This window comes from Marvinbryantia formatexigens DSM 14469 (assembly GCF_025148285.1).
GTDB lineage: Bacteria > Bacillota > Clostridia > Lachnospirales > Lachnospiraceae > Marvinbryantia > Marvinbryantia formatexigens.
Genome location: NZ_CP102268.1, coordinates 1,420,744 through 1,435,842 on the forward strand (window position 1 = coordinate 1,420,744; position 15,099 = coordinate 1,435,842).

The 15,099-nt window shown below is 53.7% G+C and carries 15 protein-coding genes; 4 read left to right on the top strand and 11 right to left on the bottom strand.

Annotated features, from left to right (window positions below; all coding sequences use genetic code 11):
• Positions 1 to 37 precede the first annotated feature (37 nt).
• From ispE to NQ534_RS07045, 6 genes are all read right to left on the bottom strand, one after another.
• On the bottom strand, positions 38 to 892 hold the full coding sequence (ispE, locus tag NQ534_RS07020) for a 4-(cytidine 5'-diphospho)-2-C-methyl-D-erythritol kinase (protein WP_006863661.1): 855 nt from the start codon (positions 890 to 892) through the stop codon (positions 38 to 40).
• Between the two features lie 88 nt (positions 893 to 980).
• Positions 981 to 2,537 carry a DUF3794 and LysM peptidoglycan-binding domain-containing protein gene (locus tag NQ534_RS07025; RefSeq protein WP_040784768.1) on the bottom strand — a complete coding sequence of 519 codons (1,557 nt, stop codon included), beginning with the start codon at positions 2,535 to 2,537 and terminating at the stop codon, positions 981 to 983.
• A gap of 138 nt (positions 2,538 to 2,675) precedes the next feature.
• Positions 2,676 to 4,094 carry a DUF3877 family protein gene (locus tag NQ534_RS07030; protein WP_006863659.1) on the bottom strand — a complete coding sequence of 473 codons (1,419 nt, stop codon included), beginning with the start codon at positions 4,092 to 4,094 and terminating at the stop codon, positions 2,676 to 2,678.
• A gap of 15 nt (positions 4,095 to 4,109) precedes the next feature.
• Entirely contained in the window at positions 4,110 to 4,472 is a 363-nt protein-coding gene (locus NQ534_RS07035) for a VOC family protein (protein ID WP_006863658.1), read from the bottom strand.
• A 68-nt stretch (positions 4,473 to 4,540) separates the two neighbouring features.
• Positions 4,541 to 5,863, bottom strand: coding sequence for a M18 family aminopeptidase (locus NQ534_RS07040; RefSeq protein ID WP_006863657.1), 1,323 nt, complete (start codon positions 5,861 to 5,863; stop codon positions 4,541 to 4,543).
• Positions 5,832 to 7,172, bottom strand: coding sequence for a replication-associated recombination protein A (locus NQ534_RS07045; RefSeq protein ID WP_040784766.1), 1,341 nt, complete (start codon positions 7,170 to 7,172; stop codon positions 5,832 to 5,834). Before NQ534_RS07045 ends, NQ534_RS07040 begins: the two co-directional genes overlap by 32 nt.
• 409 nt (positions 7,173 to 7,581) lie before the next feature.
• Here NQ534_RS07045 and NQ534_RS07050 point away from each other — a divergent pair, with 409 nt between their 5' ends.
• Positions 7,582 to 8,607 carry a M42 family metallopeptidase gene (locus tag NQ534_RS07050; protein WP_006863654.1) on the top strand — a complete coding sequence of 342 codons (1,026 nt, stop codon included), beginning with the start codon at positions 7,582 to 7,584 and terminating at the stop codon, positions 8,605 to 8,607.
• 46 nt (positions 8,608 to 8,653) lie between these two features.
• Here the strand turns inward: NQ534_RS07050 and NQ534_RS07055 are convergent, their stop codons facing one another.
• From NQ534_RS07055 to NQ534_RS07065, 3 genes are all read right to left on the bottom strand, one after another.
• Positions 8,654 to 11,170: a heavy metal translocating P-type ATPase gene (locus NQ534_RS07055; protein ID WP_006863653.1), complete on the bottom strand. Its 2,517-nt coding sequence runs from the start codon at positions 11,168 to 11,170 to the stop codon at positions 8,654 to 8,656.
• 81 nt (positions 11,171 to 11,251) lie between these two features.
• Entirely contained in the window at positions 11,252 to 11,587 is a 336-nt protein-coding gene (locus tag NQ534_RS07060; protein WP_006863652.1) for a metal-sensing transcriptional repressor, read from the bottom strand.
• 161 nt (positions 11,588 to 11,748) lie between these two features.
• Positions 11,749 to 12,165: a protease complex subunit PrcB family protein gene (locus NQ534_RS07065; RefSeq protein ID WP_040784764.1), complete on the bottom strand. Its 417-nt coding sequence runs from the start codon at positions 12,163 to 12,165 to the stop codon at positions 11,749 to 11,751.
• A 168-nt stretch (positions 12,166 to 12,333) separates the two neighbouring features.
• Here NQ534_RS07065 and NQ534_RS07070 point away from each other — a divergent pair, with 168 nt between their 5' ends.
• Genes NQ534_RS07070 through NQ534_RS07080 form a run of 3 tightly spaced genes read left to right on the top strand, consistent with a single transcriptional unit; the run spans position 12,334 to position 14,108 of the window.
• Positions 12,334 to 12,984, top strand: coding sequence for a TlpA family protein disulfide reductase (locus NQ534_RS07070; RefSeq protein ID WP_006863648.1), 651 nt, complete (start codon positions 12,334 to 12,336; stop codon positions 12,982 to 12,984).
• Positions 12,977 to 13,123: a CD1871A family CXXC motif-containing protein gene (locus NQ534_RS07075; RefSeq protein WP_006863647.1), complete on the top strand. Its 147-nt coding sequence runs from the start codon at positions 12,977 to 12,979 to the stop codon at positions 13,121 to 13,123. Before NQ534_RS07070 ends, NQ534_RS07075 begins: the two co-directional genes overlap by 8 nt.
• 7 nt (positions 13,124 to 13,130) lie before the next feature.
• On the top strand, positions 13,131 to 14,108 hold the full coding sequence (locus NQ534_RS07080; RefSeq protein WP_006863646.1) for a 4Fe-4S binding protein: 978 nt from the start codon (positions 13,131 to 13,133) through the stop codon (positions 14,106 to 14,108).
• Here the strand turns inward: NQ534_RS07080 and NQ534_RS07085 are convergent.
• Together NQ534_RS07085 and NQ534_RS07090 are read right to left on the bottom strand one after the other, a co-directional pair.
• A complete protein-coding gene (locus NQ534_RS07085; RefSeq protein ID WP_006863645.1) occupies positions 14,055 to 14,381 on the bottom strand; it encodes a branched-chain amino acid transport AzlD family protein in 327 nt (108 codons plus the stop codon). The genes NQ534_RS07080 and NQ534_RS07085 overlap by 54 nt on opposite strands.
• Complete coding sequence (locus NQ534_RS07090) at positions 14,378 to 15,094, bottom strand: AzlC family ABC transporter permease (protein ID WP_006863644.1); 717 nt, start codon at positions 15,092 to 15,094, stop codon at positions 14,378 to 14,380. Before NQ534_RS07090 ends, NQ534_RS07085 begins: the two co-directional genes overlap by 4 nt.
• Between the last annotated feature and the right edge of the window lie 5 nt (positions 15,095 to 15,099).

Genomic DNA, 15,099 nt, shown 5'->3' on the forward strand with positions numbered 1-15,099 from the left:
CTACGCCTCCCGGCAGTCTGCACGGCATCCTCTGCCTCTATGATACAAGATAGACCTGTTTTGCTTCCCCGCCTCCGTCAAGCGCCCGGTAAGCCTCCTGCGCCGCCGCGGCATCCTCGAATAATCCGAACACGGTCGGACCACTTCCGCTCATCATGGCATTCAGTGCGCCGTGCTCTTTCATCACTTCCTTTATCCGGCGGATAACAGGGTATTCCGGAATGGTAACCGTCTCCAGCACATTTCCCATAAGACGCGCCAGTCCGTGCAGATCGCCGCGCTTCAGGGCCTCGATCTGTCCGTCGATGTCCGGGTGTTCTTTTAATTCGTCCGCCCGCAGATTCCCGTACACAAATTTTGTGGATACATGGATACCGGGCTTCGCAATCAGAATGTGACATTCCGGCATGGGCGGCAGCGGCGTCAGCCTTTCCCCGATTCCCTCCGCCAGCGCGGTTCCGCGCATGACGCAGAACGGAACATCCGCGCCGATTTTCACACCGCGCTTCATCAGCTGCTCCGTATCCAGTCCCAGCTCAAACAATTTATTTACGCCAACCAGCGTGGCAGCGGCATCCGAGCTTCCGCCCGCCATGCCGGCGGCCACCGGAATATATTTGCCAAGCTCGATTTCCACGCCCTGTTTTATCTGAAACTCGTCCATCAGAAGCTTTGCTGCCCGGTATACCAGATTATCCTCCCCGGTAGGCAGGAAGCGCAGATTTGTCCGTATGGAAATCTGTCCGTCCGCCGCCGGGCGGATTACCAGTCTGTCGTACAGCCCGATGGTCTGCATAATCATTCGTACCTCGTGATAACCGTCTTCTCTTTTTCGAAGTACATCAAGACCGAGGTTGATTTTCGCCTTTGCCTTCAGTTTTATTTCTTTCATTGTGTACCTCACTCGTATTTTGTATACAATCCTGTCAAGATTGTATCATGTTCCGTGCAGGATTGCAACCGTTGTCAGCTCACAGTTTTCAAACTGTTTTCAAAATTATAAGCTGCGTGCCAGGCCGGATATCCTTCTCCTCTATCTTGTTCAGCGCGCATATCCGCTGCGGTGTCGTGAAATAGTGTTTAGAAATTTCCCAGAGCGTATCCTCCGGCTGTACAAGATATCCGACAATTCCCGGCAGCTCCTGCAGCTTCTTCAGATCCAGCTCGTGCTCCTCAATATCCACAATGCACTGCTCATGATGGATGCGCACCACAAAGGCATTCAGATTTACGCAGATTTTTGCCTCGATTTCTTCGCTGTCAATCATGGTCGTGGACAACTGCTCCAGGTCGGTCTGCAGCGTAAAGCGGCAATCCGGCGTGATGTTTTTCACCTCGATGGTCTGCGTAAACGGCACGGCGCCCTCCATGACTGCATAGGGAGCCTGGTCATCTGGAGAGACATACAGAATCGTGACAAAAACCGCTCCCTCCACCTCGATTCCCTGCTCTGTAATGGCGGTGTTATCAATGCGCACCTCCCCACGGCTGCTGCAGGTCTGAAGCATACGCGGCTGCCTGCCATCCAGATGGATACGCTCGCTCGCCCGGATTTTGGAAAAGTTTTTCACCAGAAGGCTCTCGTAGACCTGCTGCTGTGTGACTGGCTGCAGATTCCTGACGGGCGAATAAATATCCTCCAGCACGCGCACCTGTTCCTCCCGGTATAGCTTGATATCTAAATCCAGCACCGCTTCAATGGACAGCAGACGCCGCTCCCCGTCATAATCCTCCAGCACCTCCAGGCTGCTCTGGGAGAGTACGATGTCAATCTGTGGAATCATATCCGCCGTGCATTCTTTGCACTCGATGGTTCCCTGAAACGGCAGGGCAGTCTCCAGCCACTGCTTTGTGCGGTTTTCATCGTCCCCCTCATACAGCACAAATACGAATAATTCTCCCTTAATGTCCAGTTGCCCGTCCAGTACGCGGCTGTCTGTTCCTCTGAGCTGGATACTCTCCCAGAGAACATTGGCAATATTAGGTTTATTGGAAGAAACCGTTGCTTCGTCCTTGATCCGCAGAATATCCTTTTTCTGCACAACAAGCTGCAGCAGCTCCAGATCTTTTGTCAGCGTGCTCACCTCCGGTACGCCGTGAAGCTCCACCGCCGCCTGCGCATCATAGATTTCTTCCATCGAAGCGGTAAATGCAAGCAGCGCTTTCACACTCAGCTTTCTGGAGTTAATCAGCGACACGCTGATGTCCTCCGTCTCCCACTTCAGATGCACATTTTCTCCCGGAGCCGCTCCCGGCAGATTCAGCACCTCCCTAAAGGGCAGCTTTGCGTCCAGCCTGCCCAGCGAACGTTCCGGCGTGTCTGTGATATAAAGCACGCAAACCTGCAGAAAGCCCGCGACCGTGACTCTGTCGGTGTCCACCTGCACATCCTCCGGCTTCACTTCCGCCTTGTTCTGGATGATACGCCCGGCATCCGCCTGGGAATCCGGCACATTACAGTCCTCCTCCAGCGTAATCCGGCTGACAGTTCTCCCCTTTTCGCGCATCATATGTATATTTTTCTTCAATAATTCCACAAAAAATCCCTCCCTGCATAGTCTCTTAGCAGTCTATGCAGAGAAGGATATAAATAGACCTCTTCCCGCTGTGGGCACAGCCGGGTCTGGCTATAACCGGGCATTCCTCTGTCCGGATGTACCTATATCCGGATACATTTATGTCCGGGCGTATTCATAGTCTTCCTTCCCGAAACGGTGGTAGGTAAGCCCGAATTCGTTTTCCTCCACGCAGTATACGTAACAGTCATCCGCGCCCTCTTCGAAATAAAACACATGCCCCATACCGTCGTGCGCTCCGTCCTCTTCCACAAAGCCGGTCTTCTGCCCGGCGGCATAATCCGCAAAGCACCGGCGCACGTCAGAGAGCGTTTTGCCCGGCGCGGTGATAACCGCCAGAAGCTGCTTTAAAAACGCCGGTTCCGGTACCTCCCTGGCAATATAAGCGCATCCCTCAGCCGGAATATCAAGACAATAGCGCTCTTTATTATGTGATATTTTTAATCTTCCCAGCGACGGATATACTTTCTCTGCGAAAACGGCAAGTGCCGTATCCAGCTCCTCCTGCGCGGCTTCCTCCGGAAGTCCGAGAAGCGCTTTCAGCGACTGCGCCGGATAATAGAGCTTCATGTTCTCCTCCATGTAGCCGATTTTAAGCTGCCACTCCTTTACCGTATCAATCATATGCTTTTTTAATGCGCCGGTCTCCACTGCTTCCATCAGATACATCTGCTGCAGCTTCCGCAGCTTCGCCTCATCCATGCCGAGCGCCTTTTCCAGATATTCCCGCATCGTCCCATACTTATTTTTAATGTAATCCAGCGCGCTGTCAAGATAGGCTTCTTTTGCGTCAAAAATAGTCTTTATCTTTGCCAGCTTTTCTTCATCCGCTCCGGGAACCTTCGAAAGCTGCGCAACCAGCTGCCTGTTTGCCGCCTGCAGATAATCGTTCGTGAGCAGATAATCCGCCCGGATGACGCTCTCTGGTACGCCCAGCGCCGCCAGAACCAGCGCACTTCCAAGACCGGCGCGGTCTTTTCCCGCGCTGCAGTGCCACAAAACAGCGCCCTCCTCCTGCGCAAGCAGATACTCGAAGAATAAGAATCTGGCATAATGCTTCTGCGACAGCTCACTTCCGACCAGCTCCGGATAAATTTTCAGCATCAGCGCATCTGCATCCTGCTTCAGATTCAGAAGCTCCAGAAGTCCCTGTCTGCCTCTGGTAATTCCCATTGTCTCTTCTTCCGCGATCGGGTCGATGATAAGGCGCACGCCCTCCATCTCCGGGTCCGGCTTTTCTTCGCGCTCCGTATCCGTCCGGAAATCAATCACGGTTTTTACGTTATATTCGTTTAAGAGAATCTCCCGGTCCGCATCGGAAATTCCCGCGAGCGCTCCGCTGCGAACAAGCCGGTGCGGTCTGATTATCCTGCCGTCGGCGGTGCGGATACCGCCAAGGTCCCTGGTGTTCGGCAGGCTCTCCAGCGGGATACGGGTGCCGGTCATATTCTCATGACAATCGCCGGCAGTCTTATCAAAAATGCTGTCCGCTGCGCTGCTGTTTTTCTTAAAAGTCATATATATTCCTCCCGTTTATCTTGTGGGAACGATCTCCAGCCAGTAACCATCGGGATCGACGATAAAGTAAATGCCCATTTCCGGATTTTCAAAACAGATGCAGCCCATCTCCTTGTGAAGCTGATGCGCCGCGTCAAAATCGTCCACGCGGAACGCCAGATGAAACTCGCACTCGCCCAGGTCATATTTCTGCGGATGCTCCTCCAGACAGGTAAGCTCCAGTTCAAAATCGGACTGCTCATTGCCGAGATAGGCGATCACAAAGCCCTCGCCGTTAATGCGGCGCTTCTCCGTAAGACCAAGTGCCTTTTCATAAAACGCTTTAGAAACCTCCAGATTGGCAACATTATAGTTTTCGTGAATCATTTTAAACTTCATAGTCGTCTCCTCCTCGTTTTCTATATCATAGGATTATTCCGGGTGCGCCTATTGGCACTCGTATCGTCTCAGTAAGCTTTGCGCTGTATTCGAAAGCTTCCGTACCCGGTTTCGCAGACGGAACTTTCGAAAAATACCTTTGCCGCTTTCACAAGATATTCCGTGTCCCGGATACCGCCCGTCTCGTAAGGCGAGTGCATGGCGAGCTGCGCAAGCCCGATATCCGCCGTGGCAACCGCCACCTGCGTTCCGGAAATATTGCCGAGCGTCGAGCCGCCCAGAATATCTGAACGATTTACATAATTCTGGTAAGGCACCTCCGCCATCGTGCAGATTTCCTTAAACACTGCCGCCGCGATGCCGTCCGTGGTGTATTTCTGGTTCGCGCTGTATTTGAGCACGATACCGCCGTTTAAGTACGGGCGGTTGGTCGGGCACGCCTTTTCCCCGTAATTGGGATGCACGCCCTGCGCGTTATCCGCCGAGAGCATAAAGCTGGCGGCAAGCATCCTGCGGTATTCCATCATCGTTTTTCCCAGCGCCCCGCAGATGTTCGCCAGCGTATCATACAGAAATGTGGAGGCTGCTCCCTGCCGGGTACCGCTGCCCACTTCCTCATTATCAAACACACAGTGCACCGGGATGCTCTCCCCCTCTTCTGCTTCCAGGAAGCCCTTCAGCGAAGAAAAGGCGCACTGCAGATCGTCCAGCCTTCCGATAGAGATAAATTCCCGGTTCGCGCCCCAGATGCTGCCCGGCATCCGGTTATATAAAAACAGGTCGCTGCCGGTCACCGCCTCTGGCGATACCCCTGCCGCCTCCGCAACAAGCGCCTGAAAGCTGCCCTTCGCCGTCTCATCCCCGTAAAGCGGCAGCAGATCCTTCTGTACATTGTATTTCATGCCGTCGTTTGCTTCCCGGTTCATGTGGATGGCAAGGTTGGGGATCATCAGAAGATCGCGGTCTACATTGACAAGCTTTACCTTAATCTGCCCGTTCTCACGCACCATCAGACGTCCCGCTACCGAGAGCGGGCGGTCAAACCAGGGAGCCATCAGCATTCCGCCGTATTTCTCCACATTCAGCTTTATATAATGTCCTTCTGCTTCCATTTCCGGATTTTCCTTGATCTTAAAGCACGGAGAATCGCTGTGGCTCGCCATAATCTGAAAGCCGCAGATTTCCGTCTCCGGGATACGGAACGCAATCAGAGAGGAACCGTTGCGCACCACATAATATTTTCCGCCGGGCGCAAGGCTCCACGGCCTGCTTTCCAGAAGCTGTGTATAACCCGCACCGTCAAGCTGCCTGCGCATGGATTCCACCGCATGAAAGCAGCTTGGACTTCCTTCTATAAAATCAAACAGTTCCCTTGTGAGCTGTACGCTCATGTCGCTTCCACTCCTTTACTTCTTCTAAATGCTTTTTCACTGCCGCCTCCGCGCCCTGCGAAGTCGGATGGTAATACTCCCGGTCCGCCATCGCTTCCGGCAGACACTGCATCGCCGTCAGCTTCTCCTGCGTATCGTGCGCATACTGGTAGCCGTCTCCATAGTGCAGCTCCTTCATAAGCCCGGTCGGGGCATTGCGCAGCCAGAGCGGAACCGGCTCCGCCCGCCGCTCCTTCACATCGCGCTTACATTCCTCGCAGGCTGTATAAAGCGCATTCGACTTCGGCGCCATCGAAAGATAGGTGACTGCGTGCGTCAGATGCACATCGCACTCCGGCATTCCAAGAAAATGACACGCCTGGTACGCCGCCACCGCCACCTGCAGCGCCTGACTGTCCGCCATACCGATGTCCTCGCTGGCAAAACGAATGAGCCTGCGCGCAATATACAGCGGATCTTCCCCGCCCTCCAGCATCCGGCACATCCAGTAGATCGCCGCGTCCGGATCGCTGTTGCGCATGGATTTATGCAGTGCGGAGATGAGATTGTAATGCTCCTCGCCGCTTTTATCGTATAAAAGAGACTTCCGGCTGATGCACTGCTCCAGCCCTTCGTCCGTGACGGTGATCCCCTCCGCGCTGATCTCGCCGTTTGTCACCGCCATTTCCAGGGTATTCAGCGCCGTGCGGGCATCCCCGTTTGCAAATGCCGCGATTGCCTGAAGCTGGCGCCCGCTCATTTTTACATGGGAGTGCAGAAAGCCGGAAGGACTGGTAAGAGCATTTTCCAGCACACGCACAAGGTCCTTCTCCTCCAGCGCCTTCAGCACAAATACCCGGCAGCGTGACAGAAGCGCCGCGTTTACCTCAAAAGACGGATTTTCCGTGGTCGCCCCGATTAAGATAATACTGCCCTTTTCCACAAATGGCAGGAAAGCATCCTGCTGCGCCTTGTTAAAACGATGGATCTCGTCCACAAAAAGCACCGTCCTGCGCCCCATGCGGCGGCTGTTTTCCGCCTGCTGCATCACTTCTTTTATTTCTTTGATGCCGCTGGTGACAGCACTGAAGTTAATAAACTCCGCCTTCGTGTGCGCCGCAATGATTCCGGCAAGCGTCGTCTTACCGACGCCCGGCGGTCCCCAGAAAATCATGGAGGATATCTGGTCCTCCTCAATCAGCCTGCGCAGCATCTTCCCCGGTCCGAGCAGGTGCTCCTGTCCCACAAAATCCTCCAGCCGCTCCGGGCGCAGGCGACTGGCAAGCGGCACCGTTTTCTCTCTGTCATCAAATAAGGTCATCTGCTCCATCGCATTGTCCTCCAAAAATAGCTCTGAGCATAGTATAACAGACAAGCCGGAAAAAGTACAGTACATTTTTCGAACTTTTGTTCTATTCTTGTGATCTGTCGTAACAGTTCAGACAGGTCTTTGCACTCGCTGCAAAGACCGTAAGAAAATGATACAAGAGTGCAAAAATCCCATCGCGAAGCGATTTTAAATGGATTTTTGCATGTAACAGGGCAGCTTAGCTGAACTGTTACAATCTGTCCTTCATCCATCGTATAAGATTTTTTCTTTTTTTGCTCCGGTCTGGCGCAAAGTATGTTAAACTGAATTCTGTACGGGTTTGTGGCTGTGAGCAGATGAAGCAGCAACACAGTTTTTCCTGCACGAACGCGGCGAACATTTATACAGACAGAAAGGAAGATGGCACAATATGAATCATTATGTAGATTATATTCTTGAACAGGCGCAGAAGCTTCTCGCCATTGACAGCCCCTCTGGCTTTACCGGGGCAGTCTCCGATTATCTGATGGAGGAATACCGGCGTCTCGGATATTCCCCGCAGAAAACCGTGAAGGGCGGCGTTCTTGCCGACCTCGGAGGCGACGGCAACGCGCTGATGCTGCTGGCGCACGTGGATACGCTGGGTGCAATGGTCGCGGAGATAAAAAGCGACGGCCGTCTGCGCCTCACGCCCATCGGAGGCTTAAACGCCAACAATGTCGAGGCGGAAAACTGCACCGTCTACGCGATGGACGGAAAAACATACGAGGGAACCATCCAGCTCGCGGACGCCTCCATCCATGTAAACAAATCCTACAACGATACCGCCCGCACCTTCGACAGCGTGGAGCTGGTGCTCGACGAACCGGTGTTCTCCAAAGATGATGTGAAAAAGCTTGGCATCATGACCGGGTGCTATGTCTGCCCGCAGCCGCGCACACGCATCACGGCTTCCGGCTACATCAAAAGCCGCTATCTTGACGATAAGCTCAGCACCGCGATCCTGCTCGGCTACGCAAAATACGTGAAAGAGGAAAACGTCGTACTTCCGCGAAAGGTCTGGCAGCACGCCACGGTCTTTGAGGAGGTCGGACACGGCGGCTGCGCCTCGATCCCGTCTGACGTAACGGAGCTTCTCTCCGTCGATATGGGCTGCGTAGGCAGTGGTCTGGAATGCACGGAACGCCAGGTGTCCATCTGCGTGAAGGACAGCCGCGGTCCCTATCATCACGATGTGGTAAAAGCATTAATAAAAGCAGCGCAGGATCACGGAATCGACTACGCTGCTGATGTGTATCCGTTTTATGGTTCCGACGCCGACGCAGCGCTCGCTGCCGGAATCGACGCCAGACACGGTCTGATCGGTCCTGGCGTCTACGCCTCCCACGGCTATGAGCGCTCTCACCGCGACGGCGCAGAAAATACGCTCCGGCTGCTGCAGGCATACGTCGGATGAAGCAGCTTTATCACATGATGCGCCCGGCGTTCTCCGTATATCATACCTATGAAATAGAAATTACTTTGTAGTCCTGGTCCTCGACCGTCTTTTTGAGCAGCTCGTCAGCTACCGGCGCATTCAGGGTAACAACTGCCGTGCCCTCCTGGTGGCTGACCACCGCCTGCTCTACCCCCGGCAATGCTTCCAGCACTTTCTTCACTCTCGCCTCGCAGTGTCCGCACATCATTCCTTCAATTTTCATTGTTTTTTCCATTGTTTTACTCTCCTTCTCTTTTTTCTTTCTGATTTTTTTGTCTCTGCCTGCATCATATATTTTGAACAGATTCAAGCGCAGCGCATTTGTCACTACGCAGAAGCTGGACAGGCTCATCGCCGCCGCTCCGAACATCGGATTTAATTTCCAGCCGGTGAGCGGAATCCAGAGTCCCATAGCAAGCGGAATACCCACCGCATTGTAAAAGAACGCCCAGAACAGGTTCTGGTGAATATTCCGCAGAGTCGCACGGCTCAGCCGGATTGCCGCCGGAACATCGCTCAGACGGCTCTTCATCAGCACGATATCCGCCGCATCAATGGCGACATCCGTGCCCGCGCCGATGGCGATTCCGATATCCGCCCGCGTCAGCGCCGGGGCGTCGTTGATACCGTCGCCGACCATTGCCACCCTGCCCTGTTTCTTCAAGCCACGGATAACGCTCTCTTTGCCGTCGGGAAGCACGCCCGCAATCACTTCGTCAACGCCCGCCTGTCTGCCGATCGCCCGCGCCGTCCGCTCATTATCTCCCGTGAGCATCACCACCCGGATACCCATGTTCTGCAGCTCGCTGATTGCCTGCGGACTGTCCTCTTTTATAACATCCGCCACCGCAATAATGCCTGCAAGTTTCTCGTCCTTTGCAAAGTACAACGGCGTTTTTCCTTCCTCCGCCAGACGGTCGCCCTGTGCGCGGATGCTTTCCGGCAGTTGTACCTTCGTGCTGATAAACTGCGCGTTTCCACCGTTCAGGGAGCTGCCCGCCAGAACCGCCGTCAGCCCGTTTCCGGGAAGCGCCCTAAAATCGGATACCTCCGGCAGCGCCCGTCCTTCCTTCTGCCCCCGCGCAAGCACAGCGCGCGCCAGCGGATGCTCGCTCTTCTGCTCCAGCGCGCAGGCAAGCGTAAGCAGCTCTTCCTCTGTAAAGCCGTCCGCCGGAAGAAGGTCCGTCACCTGCGGTTCTCCGCGCGTAATGGTGCCGGTTTTATCAAGCGCTACAATTTCCGTTCTGCCTGTTTCCTCCAGAGAAACCGCCGTCTTAAACAGAATACCGTTTTTCGCACCCATGCCGTTGCCGACCATGATCGCCACCGGCGTGGCAAGCCCCAGCGCGCACGGACAGCTGATCACCAGCACGGAAATTCCGCGCGCCAGCGCAAAGCCGACGCTCTCACCGGCAAGCAGCCAGCCGATGATTGTCACGATCGCAATCGCAATCACCGCCGGAACAAACACGCCGGACACCTTGTCCGCCACCTTTGCGATCGGCGCTTTGGTCGCCGCCGCGTCGCTTACCATCTGGATAATCTGCGAGAGAGTGGTGTCCTCTCCCACGCGCGTCGCTTCACATTTTAAAAAGCCGGACTGGTTGATGGTCGCCGCCGAGACAGCGTCCCCCGCCGCTTTGTCCGCCGGAATGCTCTCACCGGTCAGCGCCGCTTCATTTACCGCGCTGCTGCCCTCCAGCACAATACCGTCCACCGGGATATTTTCACCGGGGCGGACAACAAAAATATCTCCTTTGCGCACCTGTTCAATGGAAACCTCCGTTTCCACACCGTCGCGCAGGACCGTCGCCTTTTTGGGTGCCAGCTTCATCAGACCCTTCAGTGCGTCGGTCGTTTTGCCCTTTGAGCGCGCCTCCAGCATCTTGCCCACCGTAATCAGGGTGAGAATCATCGCTGCGGACTCAAAATAAAATTCATGCATGTACGACATCACGCCCGCCATATCGCCCTTCACCTGCGCATCCGTCATGGCGAACAGGGCGTAGGTGCTGTATACAAAGGAAGCACCGGAACCGAGCGCCACCAGCGTATCCATGTTCGGCGCGCCGTGCAACAGTCCTTTGAAACCGCTGATAAAAAATTTCTGGTTGATCACCATAATAATCTCCGTGAGAAGAAGCTGCAGCAGCCCCATCGCCACATGATTATTTTCAAAGAAGGACGGCAACGGCCAGTCCCACATCATATGCCCCATTGAAAAATACATCAGAACCAGCAGAAACCCGACGGACGCAATCAGACGTTTTTTCAGGACCGGCGTTTCCCTGTCCTTTAAAAGCTCCTCATCATTTGCCGCTGCCGCCTTCGGGGCGTCCGGCGCTCCCTTCACAGCGGCTCCGTACCCGGCGTCCGTGACAGCCGCTATGACAGCGCTATCGGAAGCGGTTCCCTCCACGCCCATCGAATTTGTCAGCAGACTGACCGAGCACGACGTAACTCCCGGCACCTTCGATACCGCTTTTTCCACGCGCGCGCTGCACGCCGCGCAGCTCATACCCGTCACTGTATATTGCTTCATCTTTCATCTCACTCCTTGTGTTTATTGTGTCTTATAGCTGTCCGGATATCCGGCAAAGTGTCCGAAATCAGATACACGCCTTTACTTCATCAGCTTCTGCAGAACCGCCACCAGCTCGTCCACCGTCTCATCCTTTCCCTCGTGAAGGTCCCGGACAACGCAGGTACGGATGTGATTGGCAAGCAGTACCTTATTGAAGCTGTTCAGCGCGGCGTTTGCCGCCGCCACCTGCACCAGGATATCGGGACAGTAGGCATTTTTTTCCACCATTCCCTTAATTCCGCGTATCTGCCCCTCGATGCGGTTCAGACGATGAATCAGATCCTTGTATTCTTTTTCATCGCGCTCTTTGGTTTTGGCGCAGCAGCATTCTTTTTTGCCATTATCTGAACAGACTTCCCCATTTAACTCTTCCATATACGTCCTCCTTCTTTCGTGTATACACCGGCATATCTTTTCAGCCTCATGTGCGGCGCGCCGGTTATCCTCTTTATAATTTTCCGCATTTCATATACCCCCGACCGGTATATCGGTATTATATACCCTGTCGGGGTATATTGCAAGCATTATTTTTGCAATTATTCGAAGGTTATCGTTTCATCCATCGCCTCCATCCTGATGACAATATAGGGATAGGACGCTTCCTCTTTGAGTTCCGCCCCGCTCTGCGGTCCAATCAGCTCGAATTTTACATGAATGCCATCCTCCGCAAGGTAGCACTGCGGCACCGCAATGCTGTATCCGGCTGTTTTCTGTTCGCCGAATCCGCGCGCTATGTAAAGATAGCCCTCCTTCTGATAGCTCAGCTTCATTTCCTTCTGCCGGTTTTCTGCGATTACCTCAGCAAGCGCTTCCGGTATATCGCTCTCCTCCAGAACCGTAAATTCCAGATCGCGGATTTTGTCCTCCGGCTGTGTCTCCCCGCATCCGGCAAGCAGCACGGCGGCGCCGAGCACAAGAAGACAGAGACACACTTTTTTCCATAAATACTTCATGGCTTCCCACATTTCTTTTTTATATGCTTATGAAATATTTTCCGCGCATATGTCTTTTCACAGGAAAAACACAGGAAATTCATAAAAATAAAATTGCTTTTCTCACCCCGATACACTACAATAAAAGCTATATCAGATTCACAAAATAAAAAAAGCGAGGTACGTATTATGTTAAAGAAAAAAATAGCGGCAATTCTTTCCTGCACCGTTGCACTTTCCGCCTTTTCCGGTCTTTCCGCCGGGGCAATGCTCTGGGACAGCGACAAGCTCCCGACAGAGGTTCCTTCCTTTACGACTGAGGACATTGCGGGCAACGAGGTAACGGAAGATATTTTTTCGGATAAAGATGTCACAATGGTAAATGTCTGGGGCACCTTCTGCTCTCCCTGTATCAGCGAAATGCCGGAGCTTGGCGAAATCGCGCGCAGTCTCCCGGAAAACATGCAGATGGTCGGACTGGTCATTGATGTCATGGACCAGAATAATGAGATTTCACAGACAAATCTGGACCTTGCCAACCAGATCGTGGAAAAGGCGGATGCCGGATTCACTCAGTTGATTGCAAATGAAGATTTTGCAGAATTTCTCTCTCCCGTGACGGGCGTACCCAGCACCTTCTTTGTTGATAAGGACGGCAATATTCTCGGTCAGTGGATTGAGGGCGCGGATGTGGACGCCTATAAAGAGCGTCTGGAAGAATACCAGGCAGAATACCCGGCAGACAGCACGGATGCGGACACCGAAGCCAGTGCGAAAGTGACCGGTACCGGTGCGGAATCCGAAACCGGCGCAGATGCCGCGGAGAAACAGAATGCGTAGCCTTACACGGCACCTGCTTCAGGCAGGCGCGCTTGCCGCGGCGGCGCTGTTTCTGATTTACGGCGTTTCGCGCGGCGAGGTTGCAATCGTCCTGAATAAAGCCATCCATATCTGTATGGAATGCATCGGGCTGGGGTGATGATATGATGAAGCTTACCAATCCTATAAAAAGAAAACTTATTCAGATTGCCGCCTTCGGCTTTTCCAATATTCATCTGGGAAACTTTAAAAGCGGCAGTCTGTACACCGGCTCCTGGAAACAATTCTGCAATCCGGGGCTGAACTGTTATTCCTGCCCTGCCGCCTCGCTCGCCTGTCCCATCGGCGCGCTGCAGGCTGTCAGCGGCTCCATGAATTTTAAATTCAGCTTTTATGTGGTCGGTTTTCTGCTTGCCGCCGGCGTTCTCTTCGGGCGTGCAATCTGCGGCTTTCTCTGTCCCTTCGGACTGCTGCAGGAGCTGCTGCACAAGATCCCGTTTCCCAAACGGAAGCTCCCGAAACCCGTGCGCTATCTGAAATATGTGATTCTGGCGGTTTTTGTCATTATCCTGCCGATTACCGCCACCGACTATATGGGTATGGGAAAACCGGCGTTCTGCGAATTTATCTGCCCGGCTGGAACCCTGGAGGGCGGTATCCCGCTGCTTCTGGCAAACCCGCGGCTGCGCTCTGTCATCGGGGAGCTGTTCAGCCTGAAGGTAGCCATTCTGGTGCTGACGCTTTTCGGCTGCATGTCCGTCTACCGCTTTTTCTGCAAGGCGATGTGCCCGCTCGGCGCTATTTACGGGCTGCTGAATAAAATCAGCATCTATCATCTGGAGGTTGACGAAAAAAAATGCGTGGGCTGCCAGAAATGCGCCCACGTCTGTAAAATGGATGTCGATCCGGTAAAGCATCCGGATTCCGCGGAATGTATCCGCTGCGGCGAATGCCGCGACGCCTGCCCGGTGCAGGCAATTCATCTTGGATTTAAAGGTCCGGCAAAGCGCACCGTACAGCCAAAAGCGGCAGGCGCGGGCTGCAGGTCCTGTGCCGGAGCGCAGAGCGTCCGCCACCAGGCAGCAGCCTCTTCAGAACACAAACTGCACGAGCAGCATATAGAGCACCGTACCGCCGGCGATTGACAGCAGCATCTGCCGTTTCCACAGGTGCAGCAAAACCACCGCCGCAATAGAAATGAGCTCCGGCAGGGCATGACTTCCGGAAAATACGGAAACGTCTTTCAGACAGTAAATAATCAGCATCCCGAATACCGCCGCCGGGAGCACCTTTCCAAGATATTGGATATATTTTGGCGTCTGCTTTCCTGCCGGAAAGATTAAAAACGGCAGGAAGCGCGTCAGCATGGTGCCCAGAACTACCACTGCAATGGTTATAATCTGCTGTGCAAGTGTCATCGCCACGCCTCCTCCCTTTTCTCTTCTTCATTTTCAAGGCTTCCCCGCAGAAGCGTCAGCGCTCCGAGAATTCCCAGCATAGACGGAATAATAAAATTGTCCGCCCCAAACATAATCAGGCACAAAAGCGACAGTCCCAGACCAAGCAGGGCGCTGGTATGATTTTTATCCTTCAGCCACTGCTCCATAAAGATGACGACAAACATCGCGGTCATCACAAATTCCAGCCCCTCTGTGTCAAAGTGCAGAAAAGAGCCGAAAATTCCGCCAAGCGTCGCTCCCAGGAACCAGTAAAACTGGTTCAGCAGCGTGACAGCAAGCATAAACCAGCCCCGGTCCACCCCCTCCGGCACCTTTGCGGTATAATTAATAGAGAATGTTTCATCACACATCCCAAAAATCAGATAAAACTTTTTCCAGCCTGTCCCCTTAAATTTGTCCAGCATGGAGATGCCGTAAAACAGATGGCGCGCATTGATCATCAGCGTCATCACAAACGCCTGCAGCGGATTGAATGCGCCCAGAAGCAGATCACAGGTCACAAATTCCATCGAACCGGCGAAAATCGTGACGCTCATCACCATCGGATACCAGAAGTCAAAGCCCGACACATTCATATAAATCCCGTAGGTCAGACCAAGAAACCAGAAGCCCGCAAAAATCGGAATGGTGTGCGGAAACGCCGCAGCAAACGCCTTCTTTATCTTCTCCACTTCTT